This window comes from Flavobacteriales bacterium, from assembly GCA_020635395.1.
Lineage (GTDB): Bacteria > Bacteroidota > Bacteroidia > NS11-12g > UBA9320 > UBA987.
In genome coordinates, this window is record JACJZV010000001.1 from 847,176 (window position 1) to 867,123 (window position 19,948).

The 19,948-nt window shown below is 36.7% G+C and carries 16 protein-coding genes; 9 read left to right on the forward strand and 7 right to left on the reverse strand.

All coding sequences use genetic code 11. The features are described 5' to 3' along the window. Positions 1-43: 43 nt before the first annotated feature. Complete coding sequence (locus H6607_03620; GenBank protein MCB9261440.1) at positions 44-2,593, reverse strand: PKD domain-containing protein; 2,550 nt, start codon at positions 2,591-2,593, stop codon at positions 44-46. Between the two features lie 104 nt (positions 2,594-2,697). Next, entirely contained in the window at positions 2,698-4,212 is a 1,515-nt protein-coding gene (locus tag H6607_03625; GenBank protein ID MCB9261441.1) for a VWA domain-containing protein, read from the reverse strand. An 85-nt stretch (positions 4,213-4,297) separates the two neighbouring features. On the opposite strand from H6607_03625, the gene H6607_03630 reads away from it, so the two are divergent. Further along, positions 4,298-5,167 (forward strand): DnaJ domain-containing protein, encoded by an 870-nt coding sequence (locus H6607_03630; GenBank protein ID MCB9261442.1) that lies wholly within the window; start codon positions 4,298-4,300, stop codon positions 5,165-5,167. Between the two features lie 89 nt (positions 5,168-5,256). Then, positions 5,257-6,156 carry a DnaJ domain-containing protein gene (locus H6607_03635; GenBank protein MCB9261443.1) on the forward strand — a complete coding sequence of 300 codons (900 nt, stop codon included), beginning with the start codon at positions 5,257-5,259 and terminating at the stop codon, positions 6,154-6,156. On the opposite strand, the gene H6607_03640 is transcribed toward H6607_03635, so the two are convergent. Continuing rightward, positions 6,129-6,659, reverse strand: coding sequence for a hypothetical protein (locus H6607_03640; protein ID MCB9261444.1), 531 nt, complete (start codon positions 6,657-6,659; stop codon positions 6,129-6,131). The two genes, H6607_03635 and H6607_03640, sit on opposite strands and share 28 nt — an antisense overlap. 65 nt (positions 6,660-6,724) lie before the next feature. Here H6607_03640 and H6607_03645 point away from each other — a divergent pair, with 65 nt between their 5' ends. The 4 genes from H6607_03645 (at position 6,725) to H6607_03660 (ending at position 11,161) form a co-directional block, all read left to right on the forward strand. After that, positions 6,725-7,627 carry a GHMP kinase gene (locus H6607_03645; GenBank protein MCB9261445.1) on the forward strand — a complete coding sequence of 301 codons (903 nt, stop codon included), beginning with the start codon at positions 6,725-6,727 and terminating at the stop codon, positions 7,625-7,627. 687 nt (positions 7,628-8,314) lie between these two features. Then, positions 8,315-9,343, forward strand: a complete 1,029-nt coding sequence (gene mvaD, locus H6607_03650; GenBank protein MCB9261446.1) for a diphosphomevalonate decarboxylase — start codon at positions 8,315-8,317, stop codon at positions 9,341-9,343. Next, positions 9,337-10,278 carry a mevalonate kinase gene (locus H6607_03655; GenBank protein MCB9261447.1) on the forward strand — a complete coding sequence of 314 codons (942 nt, stop codon included), beginning with the start codon at positions 9,337-9,339 and terminating at the stop codon, positions 10,276-10,278. The genes mvaD and H6607_03655 overlap by 7 nt, the downstream gene beginning before the upstream one ends. A gap of 55 nt (positions 10,279-10,333) precedes the next feature. Next, a complete protein-coding gene (locus H6607_03660) occupies positions 10,334-11,161 on the forward strand; it encodes a UbiA family prenyltransferase (GenBank protein MCB9261448.1) in 828 nt (275 codons plus the stop codon). Here the strand turns inward: H6607_03660 and H6607_03665 are convergent, their stop codons facing one another. Then, positions 11,162-13,522, reverse strand: coding sequence for a T9SS type A sorting domain-containing protein (locus H6607_03665; protein MCB9261449.1), 2,361 nt, complete (start codon positions 13,520-13,522; stop codon positions 11,162-11,164). It abuts the gene before it with no gap. Beyond that, positions 13,519-14,433 carry an SDR family oxidoreductase gene (locus H6607_03670; GenBank protein MCB9261450.1) on the reverse strand — a complete coding sequence of 305 codons (915 nt, stop codon included), beginning with the start codon at positions 14,431-14,433 and terminating at the stop codon, positions 13,519-13,521. The genes H6607_03665 and H6607_03670 overlap by 4 nt, the downstream gene beginning before the upstream one ends. 136 nt (positions 14,434-14,569) lie before the next feature. Between H6607_03670 and H6607_03675 the strand changes: the two genes are divergently transcribed. Genes H6607_03675 through H6607_03685 form a run of 3 tightly spaced genes read left to right on the forward strand, consistent with a single transcriptional unit; the run spans position 14,570 to position 15,915 of the window. Then, positions 14,570-14,848: a transposase gene (locus tag H6607_03675; GenBank protein ID MCB9261451.1), complete on the forward strand. Its 279-nt coding sequence runs from the start codon at positions 14,570-14,572 to the stop codon at positions 14,846-14,848. Beyond that, positions 14,845-15,714, forward strand: a complete 870-nt coding sequence (locus H6607_03680; GenBank protein ID MCB9261452.1) for an IS3 family transposase — start codon at positions 14,845-14,847, stop codon at positions 15,712-15,714. The genes H6607_03675 and H6607_03680 overlap by 4 nt, the downstream gene beginning before the upstream one ends. A 60-nt stretch (positions 15,715-15,774) precedes the next feature. Beyond that, positions 15,775-15,915 (forward strand): transposase, encoded by a 141-nt coding sequence (locus H6607_03685; GenBank protein ID MCB9261453.1) that lies wholly within the window; start codon positions 15,775-15,777, stop codon positions 15,913-15,915. A 97-nt stretch (positions 15,916-16,012) separates the two neighbouring features. On the opposite strand, the gene H6607_03690 is transcribed toward H6607_03685, so the two are convergent. Together H6607_03690 and H6607_03695 are read right to left on the reverse strand one after the other, a co-directional pair. Further along, a complete protein-coding gene (locus H6607_03690) occupies positions 16,013-16,717 on the reverse strand; it encodes a hypothetical protein (protein ID MCB9261454.1) in 705 nt (234 codons plus the stop codon). Next, on the reverse strand, positions 16,714-19,848 hold the full coding sequence (locus H6607_03695; protein MCB9261455.1) for a hypothetical protein: 3,135 nt from the start codon (positions 19,846-19,848) through the stop codon (positions 16,714-16,716). Before H6607_03695 ends, H6607_03690 begins: the two co-directional genes overlap by 4 nt. Positions 19,849-19,948 lie beyond the last annotated feature (100 nt).

Here is a 19,948-nt window from a genome sequence, read left to right on the forward strand (position 1 = left end):
GGAGAAGCTTCCTCCCCCGAGCACGTTAATATTTCACCTTTGATTAATTCTTTATCAAAAGCTGGCGACTATTTATTTCGCCGTTTTGAATTTCTATAACATACAAACTTCCTGCAAAAGTGGTTAAATCAATCGAAAAATCCAACGTTTCAAATAAAGAACTATAAACCACGTTGCCAGAAAGTGTATAAATTTTTACATGCGATTGAGTTTCCGATGCATTTTTCAGATGAACATTGACCGTTTGAAAGGCCGGATTTGGGAAGATAGCAACATTGTCGTTCTGCAAAATTTCTATACCGGAAAAATCAGGAATTACAACGTCTTCTGAATGTAAATTCACACAATCATTATTGTCGGTTACCTCCAATTTTACATTTTTAGTTGAGTTGCTACTTGTTCCAAAATTGTGATCGGGCTGTTGCAAAACGCTTGTAAATCCATCGCCAAAATCCCAATTATAGCTTTTATAAAAGGCATTGTCCGGAATAAAGGTGTACAACTTATGCACTCTGGAATAGGTAAATGTGGCAGTGGGAGTGGCAGCAACCAATAAGTGAACTAAATCAGAAGTGGCCGAGCATTGCCCGTTCTCAACCTCAACAAAGGCAGAATCTCCGTTGGCAAAGGTGCTTTCGAAATAGAAACTGTCGGACTGTGTAGAGCGAAGATTTCCATTTACAAAAAACCGGTATGTTTCATTTCCACTTGAGGCAGTAAATATAATGGTGTCTCCTTCGCAAAAAATATTTCCGGTTTTTTGGGTTTTTAAAATAGGGGTAGAGATGTTGTCAACCCTAACTTTAAAACTCAATTTTTTTGGCGGACAGCCTAAAAGAGTGGAGTCTGTAACATAAAGTATATGAGTAGCCGTTTGCCCTGGACTAAACTGGAAGGCTGTATCCTTGAAATGATTTCCTCCTTCAAAATTTAGCGAATACTCTTCGTTGGCCAATCCGTGAACAACTACATTCACATCTTCACCGCTACAAATTGCAGTATCGGACACTACCTGAGCATTAATTGGACTGCATTTTCCGGTTCTGCAGACCTGCGTGCTGGCTTCCGAAAAATTGCATGGTACTCCTAAAATGGCACGTACCATAAGTTGATAATCTGTCTCAGGGTCTAATCCGCTCATGCTGTGGGTTAAACCCATAGTTCCTGAGCTTGGAGCTTTCCAAGATTTGCCGCTGTCTAAGCTTATTTGAACGCCGTTGTGTGTTGCTACCGTCCAGCCAAAATCAAGGCTAAAAGGCTGTGTGTTTTTGCATGAAATCACGGGGCCATCTTCTGCTTTTACCGTTTTTAGCTCAACCGAGTCGCTAAAGGCTGATAAACAGTGGTTGGAGGTCCAAGCACGTACTCGATAGCTCGAACCCGAATCGACAGTAAGTGTATGCGTGTTGGTGGTGGATGAGGCTATTTGTGCAAATTTGTTATACCAATAAAAGCTGTCATAACCTGTAGTAGAAGTCAAAGTCAATGTGCCATTTCTGCAAATAGAATCGGCAACAGACGGGGTTATGGTGGGTGTGGGAACAGTATAATGAGATACGGTAACCACATTGCTTATTTTTGAGCAACTTCCATCGTCAACTACTACATAGTAGTCGCCTGCTTTTTTTGCAAAAATTTTATTTCCTGTTGCTCCGTTCGACCAATTATAGGAGTAGCCCGAAAATAAACTGGCGGTCAATTCAACCGAATCTCCTGGGCAAATAGTTTGAGTATTTCCACCTGCTATAAAGGCCGTTAAAGGTTTTTTTACATCTACAATTACAGTATCCTTATTGCTTATGCCTTTGGCGTTGGTAACTTGAAGTGTTACATATTTTTTTCCTGCTGAAGTAAAAGAAACAGAGGGATTTTGGGCAGATGAAACCGAGGGAGAGCCGCCAGGAAATACCCAGCTATAGCTTGTAGGGGAGTTGGTGCCGCTGCCCGTAAAATTTACCGTTTCTCCAGAACAAGGGTTTGAATTAGAGGCAGTGGCCGTTGCCACAGGTAGAAGGGAAGATGGGTTTATAACAATTTTTCTAAAATAAACTTGGTCTCCCGAGTTTTGACCATTTCCATTGGCCGACATGGTAACAACATAAAACCAGATATCACCCACGTTGGTGCTTGGAGCTTTCCACTGAAATGCCCATTCTGCCGTATTAGTAGAAGTTGCTGATGAACCTGTGGATGTTTGTTCAACATATTGTCTTGATTTTCCGCCAATAGTAGTTGTTCTTTTCTGCAATCGGTTGCTGGTTATGGTAAAACTACCCGCCATTGTGGATGAATCGCTTGAATATAAGGCGGTTGCATTTATCCCAAACTTGCTAATGCTTGATTGTGTGAAAGTTATTTTAACATTATACGTCGAATCGGGTATATAGCCTCCACCAGAAAAGTTGCCCGATATTTGAATGTTGTTTGGCGAGCCGCTACCACCATTTAACGCCGTGCCTGTATGACATTGGGTGCAGTTTCCCGCCCCCGGGTCGTTCGCAAGTTTTCCACCGGGGCCACTTTGGTTTGTAAAAGCATGGAAAGCAATGGTTACGAGTGCCAACGTAAATAAAAGAGTAACAGATTTTTTCATCCAATAAATGTTTTTTACAATGGTTGCAAAAATATTTCAAAAGCCCTCTCAATAAATATGTGTGGGAAATATGCTGATAGAAATGACATTGAACAAACGTTCATTTACCGGATGGCGTTTTTCATAATTTCGGTTGTTAGTGCCGATTTGGCTTGTTGCTCAGTTTCTATTTTGATAAAACTACCGCGGCCATTTTCCGAGAGTTGTTGCATGAAATTTAATGCAGACTGACTGTTCCCAAACCCCAAAGTGGTTGTGTAAATGCCTTTGTTCGAGTTGCTTTTAGCGTCTTTTAGTAAGTTCTTAGGATTGTTGTATGGTGAATTGAAAACGCCATCACTTGCAAGAATAACTTGATTATTTCCACCTTCAATAAAATTTTTGCGAGCAATGCTATATGCCATTTCCAGACCTTCATCGCCATAGGACATGCCTTTGGGAAACAAGTTGTCTATAACACTATTTATTTTATCCTTTTGATTTCCGGAGGTCGATTCCATTCGTATTTCTGCGGTTCTTGAATAAACCACGATGGTTACCAAATCCTGCTCTCTTAAGATACTTACCAAATTTTTCATGGAGGTTTTTAGCATGTCTATCTTGCCATGGCTTGCCATGCTCGATGATTCATCTATCAAAAATACGATATTGTTGCTGGCATATTTGGCTTTGTTCAGTGTGCCGTCAGAGGCAAAGTCGCCGGATGTTGACGTATCTTTTTTGGTCGTTTCGGGTACAATTTCAATTTTTGCCGGTGGTTGTAGAGAGTCTTCATTAATCACCGTAACGTCCTGTTCAATAATCTTTTTACCCTTAAAACGTTCGTTCATTATTTGTCTCAATTTTTCTATGTCCTCCCACTCCGATGCATCCGCTTTCCCAATTTCTTTTACCTCTGTGGTACTGTCGCTTTCCACGATTTCTTCATCTTCTATTACACCTGCATTGGGGTCTTTTTGTAATTCATAAATCAGGGTTCCTGTATTTTTATTAATGTAGCTTTCGGTTTTTAAACTTAAATAACCGCTTTTTGAAATTTCAATAAAATACAATCCAATATGTATATCGCTGATGGTTGTGGTGTTTGATTTTGTGTGTTCTATCAAATAATTTTTTTTCGATCCGGCAAGCATAATGTCCACATTGTTCAGCACGTTGCCAGATTCTTTATCTTTTACAATAATGTTGGTTACTCCGTTTAGAGCTTCCACTTTATTTTTTTGGCTCATAACCGGGCAAGCCATCTGTGCTTCTGGATGAAAAGATTGGATTCTTCCCGACATTTTTAAATAAATAGGCTCACTATGCCCGCTCAAATAAAGGGGTTGACTCACAGAAAAGCTGCCTTTAGCCTCTGTATAAAAAACAGCTTCTATGGTTACGGTTTGGCCGGGGGCAATGTATTGGAGGGGTAAATCGATGTACAAATTTCGCTGATAGGTAATGGGCAAAAAGGCTACCCTTTGGCTCGTATTGTTGGTAAATGTGTAGCTGGCCGTTGGATTGTTCCACATTTTTACTTTGCCAAAATCAAAATTATCGGGCAAAATATTTTGAGCTCCGGCCATCACCGATAGACAAATGGCAAATAGAAAAATCAACGTTTTTTTTAAAGACACTTTTTTTAAAGACATAACGTTTTCTGCATTAAACGTAAATTTGAGCAAGTTTCTGATTTAATTATTCAAAAACCAATCCAAAAATTTGATAAACTGTTATAAAATACTTGAAATCCCTGATTTTTCGGATGAAAACACCATTCAGAAGTCTTTTAGAATGTTGGCAAAAAAATACCATCCCGATGTGTCTGGACTGCCAAATGCCGAAGAAAAATTCAAATTGATTGCCAAGGCCTATCAAACTCTTTCTCATCCTAACAGTAAAAAAATGCACGATGATAGGCTGAGAAGGCCTTATGAATCATTTGCCGAAATTCAACAAAAGAGAGAGGCGGCAAGGCAAAAAGATTTGGAAGCACGCCAAAGACGTAGAGCGGAGCTTTTAAAAATCAGAGATTTGAAATTTTATGAAGCTGAGGAAGCATACTTGCCCTATCAATCAAGAATTGCAGGATATGTATTGGTAATGATTGTCGGTGGTATTATCGCATTCAAATATTGGTATGTTAATTTGCTTGATGAAAATATCTATATGCCAATAGCTTTTGGTTTGTGCATATCGGGTGTTGGGGTGGCTGGCTGCATTAATGTTTGGTATAAAAAACTCAGGTTTGATTTTTTGAAACATCAAACATCACAAAATTTCGAGCGAAAATCAATGCAATTTGGGTTGTACGTAGCTCTTGTTTTTGCATTGATTTTTGGAGTTTCAAATAAGTTTAGGAAAGAGTTTCAGCTAAAATATAATGGTGTTTATGACTATGCTCATTTTCGGGAAGATACCTTTAATAAAAGTGATGCCAAGGTGTTATATAAAACCGATGAGGGCTATGAAGTAAAAAAGGAAAGAACCCTCACTTCAGAGCATATTGTTGATTATAAAAATGGTCGGGTACTCATTAAATATTCGAGAAGCTACCCTGAAATTATGGAGTTGGTGGTGCGAAAAAAATAAAATCATTAAAGCTGCCAAAAACTCTGCAAAACTTAGAAAGGTTATTTTCGCAGTAGAATATAGAAAGACTGTTAAGCCAAAAACAATAGGTGATTAATTGTTACAAAATACTTGAAATTCCGGATTTTGCGGACGATGAGGTTATTCAAAGAGCCTATCGAAATTTGGCGAAAAAATATCATCCGGATGTTTCAGATATTCCAAATACCGAAGAAAAATTTAAGCTAATTGCAAAAGCATATTCCATACTTTCCAATCCGGTTAGCAAACAGTATCATGATTTAAAGTTGCGTACCCCTTTTGTTGGGCACACCTCGAAGCAATCGGCACCCTCACAACCCAGTTCTTCGTCAGAAACTATTGCCCAAAAAATGAGGCGTTGGGCAGAAATAGAAAAGCAAAATGACCTTGCCTATTACGAATACGAAAACCAAAAATTTCCTTTAAAATACAGGGTAGTAGGCTGGTTTGTTGGGTCGTTATTTGGGTGGATTTTGGCGTATGTAAATTGGTTTTCGGAAGATTTAAACAATCTTTATATGCTGCCAACTTTAGGAATTTTTTTGATATTTTTTTGTTCGGTGGGTGTACTTTCCTCAAGTTTTAAAAGGTTGAGGTTTTTGCATCTCACCAAAAGGTATAACCCTAATTTTGAGCTAATTAGCTATGCGAGAGGTGTCGGACTTTTTGTTGGTTTAGTGGTCCTTTTGCTCGCAGTAGTCAACTTTCAATCCTACTATCACCTCAAAAAATACCCTGTCTATTGTTATGCTTCGTGGGTAAAACCAACAAATTTCGACTTTACCATTGAAGTTTCGTATCGACCCGAAAATTGGTCAAAGGATATAGTTAAAGAAAAAGAGCTAAAACCAGAGTATGTAGTTGATTTAAAAAACAACCGTATCCTCATAAAATACTCACACAAAAACCCTCGAATAATGGAAGTTGTATGTCATGCGGACTATGCCGATTTTTCTCCCACAAACTGATGGTCTTTGTTTTTAAAAAGTACGTTGAAAGTAGTAAGCGAACCGTAAATGCGGGTAACGTACTGCTGCAAATTCACTTTTTCATCATCCGTCAGCACTTTATGCGAATTAATATTTTGTTCTAAAACCCGCAGCCTGTCACGCACCATCACTATTTTGTGGAAAAAAGTGTCGATTGGAATTTCCTTTACCTGCAAATTTGGGTCTTTGGGCTCCAACACCAAAAGTCCGCCTTTCCATCGGTCGGCAATCTCCACAATTTCAGAGGTATCGCTGTGTTTTGTCAAAATTCGGTATAAAGCATCCTCAATTTCGTCAAAACTAATCATGTTATTTTCAGGCTCAATGGACTCAATAATTTCAAAGCTTGTGTCAGTCCGTTCAATCTCTCTTAAACCGCCTTCAAAAAAGCTGATGGACATATACTCCAATCCAATGCGGCAAATAATTCCCTGACCATATTTTTCGTGCTTTATGCGAGTGCCGATTCCTAAGTTCTTCATTTTAAAAAAGTTATTTTCCCGCCAAAATTAAAAATTTAGGTTTAATGAATGACTAATTTTGTGCAATGAAGTTTTACTCATCAGGAAAGCTACTCATTTCGGGCGAATATGCTGTCTTATTTGGAACGAAAGCGTTAGCCGTTCCCACTGTTTTTGGCCAAACCATGTGGGTTGAAGAAACCGAAAGGCGAGGGCTAATTCGATGGAAATCATTTGATAACGATGGAAGAATATGGTTTCAGGCGGCGTTTGATATGACCAAAAGGAAAGTTGCGAACACTTCGGATGAAGAGATTTCAAATCGGTTGCTAAAACTGTTGATTTTTATTTTAGAAAACTCAAAAACCGTTCGACTCAACCGGCAAGGTTTTGACGTGCGAACCGAATTAAATTTCGACCAAAACTGGGGTTTGGGCAGCAGTTCTACCTTGGTTTCCAACCTGTCGCAATGGACAGAGGTGGATGCCATAAAGTTGTTGCATTCAGCATTTTTGGGTAGTGGCTATGACGTGGCCGTGGGGTTAGAAAACAAAGCTCTGTTTTATCAAATTAAAAATAATGAACCCGTATGGCACACCATTAATTGGCAGCCTCCATTTGCCAATGAGTTGTTTTTTGTGTATTTAGGGGAAAAACAAAGTACCGAAAACGCAATAAAATCGGTTGACATGCAACGTTTTACAGACGAGCAGGTTTCCTTTTTTAGTGATTTGTCAGATAAGATTTTTCAATCAAAAACGGTTGAAGAATTTACGGAATATGTGACGGAGCACGAAACAAAATTGGCCAAAATACTACAATTGAAAACCATCAAAGAAAATCTTTTTGCCGACTATCCAAAGGCAATAAAATCGCTGGGGGCATGGGGCGGTGATTTTGTTTTGTGTATTGGAAATCAGGAAAATAGAAATTATTTTATCCAAAATGGTTATTCAACCATATTGAGTTGGGAGGAGATGGTTTGGTAGGAAAAAATGTTGTTGTTTAACAATAAATATCGAATTCCATCGGCACGATTGTATCATTGGGATTACGCCAATGAGGCCATGTATTATGTTACCATTTGCACCAAAAATAGAAAAAATTATTTCGGTAAAATAATCGTAGAGCCGCAACGCGTTGCGGCTAAAGCGGAATCAAACGTGCCGAAACGTGAACCAAACGAACCGCAACGCATTGCGGCTCTGCAACCAACGGAAATTGGCAGAATCGCCCATGCCGAATGGTTCAAAACCATAGAAATGCGACCCGACATGAATGAGCAATTGGTAGAATTTGTGGTAATGCCGAACCATATTCATGGAATAATTATTATTGGCAGAAACGAATTTAATTCGAACAATCCGGATAGAGACGCGATGCATCGCGTCTCAACGAAAAAAGACGCGATGCATCGCGTCTCGACGGAAAAAGACGCGATGCATCGCGTCTCTATCAATCAATTTGCACCGCAATCAAAAAATTTGGCATCCATTATTCGTGGTTACAAATCGGCGGTCACAACGTATGCCAAAAAAAACAACATTGAATTTGATTGGCAACCGAGGTTTTATGACCACATAATACGCTCTTTGGACGACTACAATAGAATATCAAATTATATAATGGCCAATCCAGAAAAATGGGCAAATGACAAATTTTTTGAATCAGAACAAATGAACACACAAAAATGTAAATGGAAGAGTCCGAGCAACATAGCTTTGGTTAAATATTGGGGCAAAAAAGGCTTTCAACTTCCGGCAAATGCCAGCATCAGTTTTACATTGGATAATTGCCATACAATCACTGAGTTGCGATGGAAAAAGTCGGAACAGGAACAACAAATTGTTGTTTTTTTTGAAGGAAAAAGAAATGAAGATTTTAAACACAAAGTGGTCAAATTTTTTGAGGCCGTTTCTACGGAATATCCCATTTTGGATGAATTTGATTTTGAAATTCACACCAAAAACACCTTTCCGCATAGCAGCGGAATAGCAAGCTCGGCCAGTGGCATGAGTGCATTGGCATTATGCGTTTGCACCTTTTTGCAAGAACAAAACCTGCTAAAAAAGGAGTTTTATCAAGAAGCAAGCAATTTGGCCAGAATTGGTAGCGGCAGTGCCTGTCGGTCGGTTTATGGTGGCGTGGTAGAGTGGGGAAGTCACCCTGAGATAAGTGGAAGCAGCGATTATTTTGGGTTAAAAATGAATGAAATTCATCCGGTTTTCAACACCTTTCAAGATACCATTTTGATAGTGCATGAAGGCAAAAAATCCGTATCAAGTACAGTTGGCCATTCGTTGTTAAACAATCATCCTTTTGCCGAAAAACGATTTGAAATAGCTAATCAAAATATTGTTAACCTGACAAATATTTTGAAAACCGGCAATCTGAATGAGTTTGTTGAACTTGTTGAAAGCGAGGCTCTTATGCTACATGCTTTGATGATGACGAGCAATCCGTCGTTTATTTTAATGGAGCCAAATACGTTGGCTATTATTCAAAAAATAAGAAAATTTAGAGTCGAAAATAACTGCCACATTTGTTTTACGCTTGATGCGGGTGCCAATGTGCATATTCTCTATCCAGAAAAAGATATTGACATGGCAGAGAAACTAATCAAAAACGAATTGCTTGTACATTGTGCAAATGAGCAATATATTTGCGACAAAGTTGGCAATGGTCCAACCAAATTGGAATGTTAAAAGAATCGCTTTTTTACGCCAAAATTCTTCTGTTTGGAGAGTATGGAATCATCCAAGATTCTATGGGGCTTTCCATTCCGTATAGTTCCTACAAGGGTAGCTTAAAATTCAACCAAAAGCTGGAAGGCGAAACACTTGTTTCAAACCAACATTTGCAGGCTTTTGGTACTTATTTGAAAGAATTGGCGGCCAAAAACGAATTACTTTTTAATTTCGATTCGGCACAATTTGAAAAAGACCTTGCCAAAGGAATGAGTTTTGATTCCAGTATTCCGCAAGGGTTTGGAGTGGGCAGTTCAGGAGCGTTGGTTGCGGCTATTTACGACCGCTATAGTGCTGATAAAAAGCAAGTTGCAGAAAAACCAAAAAGCAAGGAAATAGCCGAACTGAAATTAATTTTTGGCCAAATGGAGAGTTATTTTCATGGTAAAAGCTCAGGTTTGGATCCATTAATTTGCTATCTTAATCTTCCGGTATTGATTAAATCAAAAACCAGTATGGGAACCGTTGGTTTGCCACAGGCCGATGCCAATGGAAAAGGGGCAATTTTTTTAATTAACAGCGGAGAACCCGGAAAAACCGAACCGATGGTTAATATTTTTATGGAAAAAATGAAAAACGAAGGTTTTAGAAATATGCTGAAACAAGAGTTTAAAAAATACAACGATGCGTGTATTCAAGCATTTTTAAAGCGAGATATTAAACCACTTTTTAGTAATATAAAACAACTAAGCAAGTTGCTTTTAAATAATTTCAGCCCAATGATTCCTGCTGTTTTTCATAAACTTTGGAAAGAAGGAATTGAAAGCAATGCATACTATCTGAAACTATGCGGCAGTGGTGGTGGTGGCTATTTTTTGGGTTTCACCCAAAATTTGGATGAGGCCCAAAAACGGTTGAAAGACTACGAACTTGAGGTAGTTTTTACATTCTAAGATTTTGTCAATTCTTGGCCGACAAAATCGCATTTTCGTTATAAAACTTTTTGCCTTGTTATCCATTATTCGTTGGCCGGTGCTACTTTTTACAGCATTGGTGCAGTATGTAACGGCCATCTATGTCTTTACGCCCAACAAAAACCACTGGGAGGTGTTGGCCGACTATGAGCTTCATTTTATTGTGCTTTCTACAGCCTTTATGCTGGCGGCAGGTTTTATAATCAATAGTTTTTATGATTTTGAAAAAGACTTGATTAACCGACCAGATAAAACACTTTTTAATCGTGTGGTAAGCAAAGAATTTTGTTTGAATACCTATTTAGTTTTTAATGGTTTAGGCCTAATTTTTAGTGCATTGGCCTCTTGGAGGGTGTTGTTGTTCTTCGCGGCATTTGCTTTTTGGCTGTGGTTTTACAGTCATAAACTGCAAAAAATTCCGGTAGTTCGAGAGGTTGTGGCGGTGGTTTTATCAGTGGTTTCAGTGTTTAGCATAGCTCTTTATTATCAATATTGGCACTGGATTATGCCCATTTTTGGAGCATTTTTTACGTGCATTTTGTTTAACCGTGAAATAATAAAAGACCTAAAAAACCATGATGGAGATATGGCAGTTGGCAATCAATCCATTTCCACAAAATGGGGTAGAAGAGCGGCAAAGGCTTTTTTTTCGACAATATCTTTCTTGGCTATTATGCTTTTGCTCAGTTTTTACAAAGTGTCTGAGGGAAAATATGCCCTGCACTTTGCGGTAGGAATTAGTGCAATTGTAGTTTTTAGCACAATTCTGCTTTTAATTAATAAAAAACCCAATACCACTCATATAGCCTATAAATTGATACTTTTTATGAGTGTTTTGTATCTGATATTAGGTTATAGGTAGCTATAGCTTCTGCAATTTCGACCAGAATTTATTCCCCAAATCATCCTCAAAAACAATAAAATAATTTCCTGTTTCTAAGTCTGAAACGTCAAAACCATAGATTAGGCCATTTGGGATTTCAGATTTTATTTGTCGTCCAAATACATCAAGAATTTCAATATTTTTAACTGCCATATCTCCCGAAAACAAAACAAAATTTGTTGCCGGATTGGGGTACAAACTCACCTGACTTTCCCAAAAATCGGCGATTGAATTGGTTGTCCAAACCAAATGGAAAATATCTGAAACTGCACTGCACCCAGAATCGTGGCTCATGGCAAGATAGGCATAAATATTTTTGCTTGAAGTGTCGGATAACTGTACCACGCCTGGCACATCAGCCACTTTACTATTAAATGTAAATTGGTTTTTGGCCGAATCGGTAAAATAAAAATCAATATCATCGGCACTATTAATGGTTCCTGTAATCAAAACACTTGGAAAAATTTGGGCTGATAATTTTAGGTTATTGGTGGTTGGCACCGGGGCGTTAAAAATGCGAGCATTTTGGCTGTATGTGCAACCCAATGGATGAGTGGCGGTCGCAATAAAATGATAATCTCCGGAGATATTACTTTGAAAAATCGGGTTGAAAATAGTGCTATCGCTCAAAACATTGCCCGGCGACCAACTGTACGATATTCCGGCAATATTGCTGGCCGTTAATTGGGCAGTTTTTCCGCTGCAAATTTTTGTGTAACTATTTGAAATAGAAAAAGTTGGAACAGGGTTGACAATGATATAAACGGAATCATAACCTTTGCAACCCGTATTTTTATCTTCAATATCTACAGTGTATTTTTGGTTGGAAATTCCGGAAAAAACGGGGTTGGAAATGGTTGGGTTGCTCAAATTGGTTTGCGGTGACCAGTTAAAACTGTAAGGGGAGTTTTTAACTCCAATTTCTAAACTCTCGCCATTGCAAATTTTGTTATTTCTTATCAATGACTTTAGTTGAATGTTGGGGCTTACCGATACATTTACAATCACACTATCACTGCAACCAAAGCTTTTGTTGGTGGCCTTAAACTGATAAGAATAAGTTCCGGTATCGGTGGCCGAAAAAATAGGGTTTGAAATTGTTGAGTCGCTCAAAAACATAGAGGAACTCCAAGAGTAGGTGTCGTTTGAACTGCCCGATTTGCCCATGCTTGCGGTGCTGCCTTTGCATAGAGACAAGTCGTTGTAAACCAAATCAGCGGCAATGGGTGTGGCATAAATATCAAAGCTTTCTTCGGGACTTACAAATACGGGGTTGGTTGTCCTGATTCGGTATTTATAGCCGTTGGTTGCATATTTTCCAATGGGCAAACTGCACGAAATTGATTTTGGGTTTGAGGTGGCAGATGTAGAACCAAGTGTGGTAGATTTTGCGAAACTACCCGTGCTGTCTGATAACTCAACAATAAATTTATTTCCGGCGTTATAGGTGCCTTTTCCATCGGCAAAAATGGAAAAATCAGTTATAAAACTACTGCCAGCACACGCTCCGGTGGAGGAGGCTACTTCGAAATAATGCAATCGGTGGAACTCAATTTTGTTGCACAAATGACACAAAATAGCCACAATATCCAGCTCTGGCACAATGCTCAAGCCGGCAGGTTTGTTGTAGCCAGTTATTTTGGTAAGGTTGCCAAAATTTTTGTCGCAACGATACAAATAGCTGTCATCCCAGTTGGTAAAAAAATAGTTTCCCTGTGGGTCTTGGGCAATGCTGTTTAGACTGTCGATGTTGGTAGAAAGCAGCGTGGTAAGGCTACCGGAGGCCGTATCCACTTTTATTATTTTTCCGTTGGTTTCATCGGTAACCACAATCAAATCACCATTATTGTTGAAATGCAAACCTTTGGGCCTCGTAATGCCTGATGAAACAATTTTTGTGTATGAAGGCAAATAAAACGGTGGCGGGCCTACTTTTCCTCTAATAATGGCATTGCCGCCCACATCGCTCAAATAAAAATAACCAACATTGTTTAAATCAAATTCAATATCTTCAAGCTCTGTAACACCCGAAACCGTGAGTGACGTATATTTTTGATAAGTGGAGGCATCATAAACAACAATCTTATTATTATCGATGATTAAAATACCACTATTTCCTCCAAAGCTGCCAAAAGCGATGTCTTTTGGAGCTGTAAGCCCTGTAATTACGGTAGTTGTTTTGAAGTTAGAATCCAACTCTACAACGCTGCCGGCACCGTTGTTGGTTATCAAAAAACTCTTTTTATCTGAGTTGTATGCCACCCGATATGGTTTGTTGTATTGAGCCGAGGCAGCAGTGAATAAAATAAGGCCAATTAAAACAGTAAATAATGATTTCATAATGCTTGTGATTTTAAAAATTGATTGTAAACAATGTCTATTCCTTGGTCAAAACTGTGGGGTTCATAGCCTAAAACAGTTTTACTTTTTGATAAATCAAATCCGGTTATAGGCGGCCTTTTGGCAGGTTGATTCAAGGTTTTGCTATTAATTTTTGACACATTTTCCATACTTAGACCATAATGGTTGGCTACACGTTGCACCAACTCAAATATACTCATAAAATCTTTTCCGGAAATGTTAAATATGCCCTGAGCTTTTTGCCGCTCAATTAAGTGGCATCCCATTGCCAAATCTTCGGCCAACGTAGGTGTTCTAAACTGGTCATCTACCACATTTATTTTTTTATGATTTTCAAGGCTCTCCTTAGCCCAAAGCACAATATTGCTTCGGCTCATATCGGCCACCAAACCATAAACCAGCACCGTGCGGGCAATAGCCCAATTTTTGCAGTTGGAGGTAATAATATTTTCGGCATCAAGCTTTGCTTGTCCGTAAATGCTCAATGGGTTCGGAATGGCTTCCTCTTTATATGGGCCATTCAACCCATCAAAAATAAAGTCGGTTGATAGATGAATGAGGTGTGCATCAACAGAATTGGCGGCATATACCATGTTTTCAACGGCATCTACATTTGATATTTGGCAGCTTGTGGGGTCAAGTTCGCAGGCATCCACATTGGTCATGGCCGCAGTGTGAATAATGGTATTTGGCCGATATTTTTCCACTACCGTTTGCACATTTTCCCTATCAGCAATATCCATCTCTGCATACAAATAACCCTCTTTTTCAGGATGTCTATTTTGGCCTTTGCCTGTGGCAATAAGTTTTATATCTTTTTCATGGAGATAAAGGTCTGTCAGTTTTTGCCCCAACAATCCGTTACTTCCGGTTACTAAAACTGTTTTCATTAAGTGCAAAGCAAGCGAATTAAAGTTAATTTTGATTGTTCATTCAATAATCTTAGCCAAACATGACTTATGTTATTGTATATAGTACTTCCCAAAAAAAGGACAATTCAAAAGATTAATAAATTTGAATTGGAAAATGAGCAAAAAGCGTAGAAAATTTAGTTCGGGATTTAAGGCCAAAGTGGTCATTGAAGCCCTTCAAGAACGTCAGACATTGCAAGAACTGGCCAGTAAGTATGAGCTGCATAGCACCCAGATTGTATCTTGGAAAAAGGAGTTTTTGGAGAATGCCTCGGAAGTATTTGAGTCAAAGTCGACCAAAGAAAAAGGGTCTGAAGACACCGAGAAATTGTACAACAAAATCGGTCATATGCAAATGCAGATTGATTTTTTAAAGAAAGTCTTGGGCAAATGAGTTTGACAGAAAAACGGCAGCGAGCTGTACAAACGCGTTCAAGACTACCCTTAATGGAGCGTTGCAAATTAATGGGCATCAATAGATCTGGTGTTTATTACAAGCCCAAGATAACCAGTGCATTAAACGAGCAGTTGATGCGAACCATAGACCAATGTTTTATGGCACATCCATACTATGGTGTGGCTCGAATGACGACCTATCTCAAAGAAGACTTGGGTTATCAAATCAACGAAAAACGTGTTCGCAGACTATATCGTCAAATGCGTCTAAAAACCATTTATGCCAAGCCCAAAACCACCCTTAGAGACAAGGCAAACTGTCATTATCCCTATCTGCTTGGTGGACTCAAAGTAGAACACCCAAACCACGTTTGGCAAACAGATATAACGTATATTCCAATGTTTAGAGGCCATATGTTTATGGCAGCTATCATTGATGTGTATAGCAGAAAAATAGTGGGCTGGAGTCTGTCTAACACGATGACCGCACAGTGGTGTGCAGACTTGCTCACAGATACCATAAAACTACACGGAAAACCTCACATTCACAACTCCGATCAAGGCTCGCAATACACCAGCGAAATTTATCTAAACATTCTAAAACAAAACAACATACAAATCTCTATGGACGGCAAAGGAAGGGCTACAGACAACATTTACATCGAACGTTTTTGGCGTTCATTAAAGCAAGAAAAAATCTATCTAAACCCTCCCAACGGGGGCTTGGAATTATACCAACAAATCAACCAATACATCCAATTTTACAACACAAAAAGAAGGCATAGCTCTATAGGGAATTTAACCCCATTACAGAAATATTTTAACCCAAATAAATCAGAAAAAGTTAATTATAAGTACCTTTGATTTTGTCCTAACTTTGGGGTGTAGTTAAAAAAAATCTATCTAAACCCTCCCAACGGGGGCTTGGAATTATACCAACAAATCAACCAATACATCCAATTTTACAACACAAAAAGAAGGCATAGCTCTATAGGGAATTTAACCCCATTACAGAAATATTTTAACCCAAATAAATCAGAAAAAGTTAATTATAAGTACCTTTGATTTTGTCCTAACTTTGGGGTGTAGTTACGTAGGCTCAATTGTATAAGTTCAAACAAATACAAGAACATCAACAAAGTATCAATTTTATTCGGGTATATCAATTCAAAACAATTTTAGAATAGTTAAAGAAAAGGTGAAATACTGAAAAGGGTATTTTATTAATTTTCTTATGTTCTGAGTAGTATGAACCATCAAACTTTTCTTTCAAAACCATGGCCTCTAATAGTTTTGTGGTTTCAATAGTTGAATTTTTGGAAAGTTTATCATTGACTTTATCCTTTACGGTTTCGTAATTCCAATCTGGGTTTTCTATAAAACCTAATTGCCCTTCAAATGGTAATCGAAACATTTTATGATTTCTTTCAGTGATTTTTTTAGTGTCATTTACATATTCAGAAATAGAACCCAATCTTTTGCATTCAATCGCAAAGTATGTTTTCTCTTGTACCGCTAATGAATTTTTAAGTGCAGTATCAACAATTTGAATATCTATCTTATCTGGACGTGGTTTATCATTATCATCATAATACTTTTCTTCTGAATTATGTCCAGCAACACTATAATCAGTAGTTCCAGAGTTTAACAGGTCTAGCTCGTTTTGAAAATAATTCTCAACCAATTCGGATGTCAAATAATCTTCTTGTGAATAAGTTCCTCTATCATTAAAATCAAATACAACGCCATCAGCAATTATTTTTTCGTAACTGTTAATTACGCAAACTAAAATCTGCTTAACTCTTTTTTGAGTTAACGCAAGTGCTTTTTCTCTGCCTTTTGAAAAAATGGAGGCGTTTAAATTCATTTAGCATTTATATTTAGTTCGTCAATTTCAGCTTTTTGAATTGCCTCTTTAAATTCTGCTACATCATACCAAGCCATTGCTCTATGCCAAGATTTGTATTCATTCGGTTTTATAATGTAAAATGAATTTTCTTCAAACCCTTTAATGTCTTTTTGAATGTAAAGGTTTTTTGTAGGGTCGGTAGTATTTACAACCTCTGATATACTTAAAGTATTTGCTAAAGTTCGTAAAACGCTTTCTGCATCTTTGTTTTTTGAGTAATCAATGACCTTTTTAGGTTTTTCTTTCTTCATTACAAAATTCATTGCAATAAAATGTTCTAATGGGAAAACCTCAACTTGAATAAACTCGTCTATATAAATTTCAGAAAACTCTTTTAGATAGACCTCTGCATACTTTTTGAGTAATTCTTTATCGTTATCTACTTTTTGAGTAAAAAGATGTTGTTTACTTTCTTGAAATTGGTATCTTGAAACATTTAAAACAAAATCAATAAGGTCTTTTTCGTGTTCCTTTATTTCATAAATTTCGTTAATTAGATAGTTTATTTGGTTTAATGTAGTTTGATTTATTGGTGGTTTTGATTTTTCTACATTGGTTGGTTTTAGTTTAAACTCGATATCAGACTTTTCAGCTTGTTTTTTATAGTATTCTTTAATAGGAGTTATGAATGTTTTGAATAAATCAATTAATTGTTTTTTATCTTTATCATCCATTTCCACAATCGGAAAAGATAAATATTCTTCTTTCCATCTTGTTTGAGGTCTGGTGGCAACACCCCAACCACTTGAAACACAAAAAATATAATATTTATACACATCTGAAATTAAACGGGGATAGAGTTCAAATAATAAATCTGTATTTTTATTAGTTATTCCAAAAACGCCTTTTTTAAATACATAACTACCATCAGAGATTGATATATTTAAATCAGTCCAATCTAATGCTTGTTCTTTTACAAAGATTTGTGTTCCTTCATATAAACCTTCTATTCTGCCACTTTTTACAAATGATTCGTCATAAGAGATAAATTTGGATTCAGTTGCTTCTGAATAATATTTTTTCACATCATCATTTGATACATACTCTCTATTTAAAATTGGCAAATACGAATCAAAATTTGTCTTATTACCTTTAACAATGCCAGCACCAAAGACAAATAAATTTTTTTTCAAAAAATTATAAAGAGTTGAGTGTTCTTTAATTCTTTTCAAAAAATAAAAATCCAAAGTATTCCCGTACAAAGCAACTTTAAACATCCATTGATTGTCAATAAAGTGTTTTTGAAGTATTTCTTTTCTATCAAATTTTTCAATGACTAACATTCTGAAATTTTTCAAGAACGAGTTCACCTTTAAACTTTGATGCTTTACAACATTTTCAAAATGTTCATTGTTCTTTGATAGTCTGAAAAAGATTATAGATGTTGGACTTTCTTGTGTTTCAAATAAAGTTTGTTTAACTGGCGATAAATCGAAAAACTCATCAATGCAATAAGTGTTTAATACCTCATCTTTAAACTTTCGGGTAGTTTTGGAAACATTATAAAACATTGTACTTGTTAAAATTAATGCACTTCTTGTTTTATCATTCATAAAGTCTTTTGTCCTTAACAAAAAGGATTGTGCAATTTCAAAACGCCCAACAGTCTTTTTATTTTCTTTTAGCCATTTTGTATGGATGGGGTCATCTTTTTTGCTTTTCCAAGGCGGATTGCCCAAGATAAATTCCGGTTTTACTTTTTTTATGACTGATTCAAATTCAGCAGGAATTAATTTTTTATTGTCATCTAATTTTCCAAAAAAATTGGCTTTAAATAAATTCTTTCCTTTTAATTCTGGGAATTTATACTCATTTATATCTGCTGGTTCTAAATAATCTAATAAAGCAATGTATATCGAAAAGCAAGTTACATTTAGGGCTTGCTCATTTATATCTATGCCATAAAGGTTATTTTCCGCAAACGATTTTATTTTTTCTGCAAAGCCATTATTATCCTCTTTTCCGTTTAATTTAATTTCTTTTTCTATGATTCTTCGAAGACTTTGAACAAGGAAAATCCCCGAACCGACCGCCACTTCAAAAACGGTACAATCTTCGGGTTTATTTACCTTTAGAAACTCATCAACAGTATCTTTTAGAATATAATCCACCAAAAATGAAGGCGTATAAATTGCAGATGTTTCATTTTGGGTTTCGGGGTCAATTAAAGATTCATAAATTCCCGAAATTACCTCAACAGGAATAATGGAGAAATCAAAAATTTCAAAGAAAAAACCATCAAACAAAGTATCTTTTCCTTGAAGTTCTCCCGAAAATACATTCGATAAGTATTCTGCTTGTCCTTTTGTTAATATAACATTCGTTTCTTTAAATAGGACACCGTTAAAACGGTCATTTAATATTTTAAAAAGTTCGTTTAATTGTTGAGGTTGCTTAATTAACTGAATAAAACTTTTTCGTCTTTCATTTAGTTCATCAACTTTGCCCGAAATTAATTTATCGTGAATTTTTATTTTTCGGTCAATTAGATAACGGATGAAAATCAACCTCAAAATAAGGGAATTTGCTTCATTTTCAGAAAGTTCAAATTGTTTTAATTCTTCCCTTACTATTTTGATATTACTAAAAAGCCGTTCGTTTACTCTTTGTTTTTGGTTTTTTCTCCTTTTACCATCAATATATTTCTCTTGAAACCACTCCCAAGTTTTTCCACTTTCTAACTCCCATAAGTTAAATAACCTTTCAATCTCTTGTTGAGATAGTGAGATTTCTTCAAGTGAATTTTGTTTTTTGTCTTTAATATAATTTAAAGCATTAAAAACTTTAATTTCTGATTTTTCAATGATGAAGATTATGGAAGTATTATCAAAAGACCAAACCTTTTTATACAGTTCTTCTAAATTTCTTTTTTGTTCAGTTAAGTCAAAAAATAAAATTAGAGGTTGAGAATTGAAAAAATACACAGCATCTGGCTCAATGGCTTCAATTCTTTGTTGAATATCCTTGTGAAAACCACCAATTTCGTTGTTTAAGTCAATACAGTAGTCATCCTTATCTTTGTTTCCAAAGACAACACTTTTCTCTAATTTTAGTTGAGATAAAAAACTATGAAGTTTGTTTTCTTTCAAACGCTTAACAAGTCTTAATTTTTGGCAAAACTAAGACTTACAAGGATTTGTTATTAACATTCCTAATTTTTCAATGACTTTTTATCCATCTTAGCCAAAC

Bases quoted from the DNA above. Each gene is read 5' to 3' on its own strand.
- H6607_03670 (MCB9261450.1), bottom strand. From the start codon at position 14,433: ATGAAAACAGTTTTAGTAACCGGAAGTAACGGATTGTTGGGGCAAAAA.
- H6607_03675 (MCB9261451.1), top strand. From the start codon at position 14,570: ATGAGCAAAAAGCGTAGAAAATTTAGTTCGGGATTTAAGGCCAAAGTG.
- H6607_03620 (MCB9261440.1), bottom strand. From the start codon at position 2,593: ATGAAAAAATCTGTTACTCTTTTATTTACGTTGGCACTCGTAACCATT.
- H6607_03640 (MCB9261444.1), bottom strand. From the start codon at position 6,659: ATGAAGAACTTAGGAATCGGCACTCGCATAAAGCACGAAAAATATGGT.
- mvaD (MCB9261446.1), top strand. From the start codon at position 8,315: ATGAACACACAAAAATGTAAATGGAAGAGTCCGAGCAACATAGCTTTG.
- H6607_03655 (MCB9261447.1), top strand. From the start codon at position 9,337: ATGTTAAAAGAATCGCTTTTTTACGCCAAAATTCTTCTGTTTGGAGAG.
- H6607_03690 (MCB9261454.1), bottom strand. From the start codon at position 16,717: ATGAATTTAAACGCCTCCATTTTTTCAAAAGGCAGAGAAAAAGCACTT.
- H6607_03645 (MCB9261445.1), top strand. From the start codon at position 6,725: ATGAAGTTTTACTCATCAGGAAAGCTACTCATTTCGGGCGAATATGCT.
- H6607_03680 (MCB9261452.1), top strand. From the start codon at position 14,845: ATGAGTTTGACAGAAAAACGGCAGCGAGCTGTACAAACGCGTTCAAGA.
- H6607_03665 (MCB9261449.1), bottom strand. From the start codon at position 13,522: ATGAAATCATTATTTACTGTTTTAATTGGCCTTATTTTATTCACTGCT.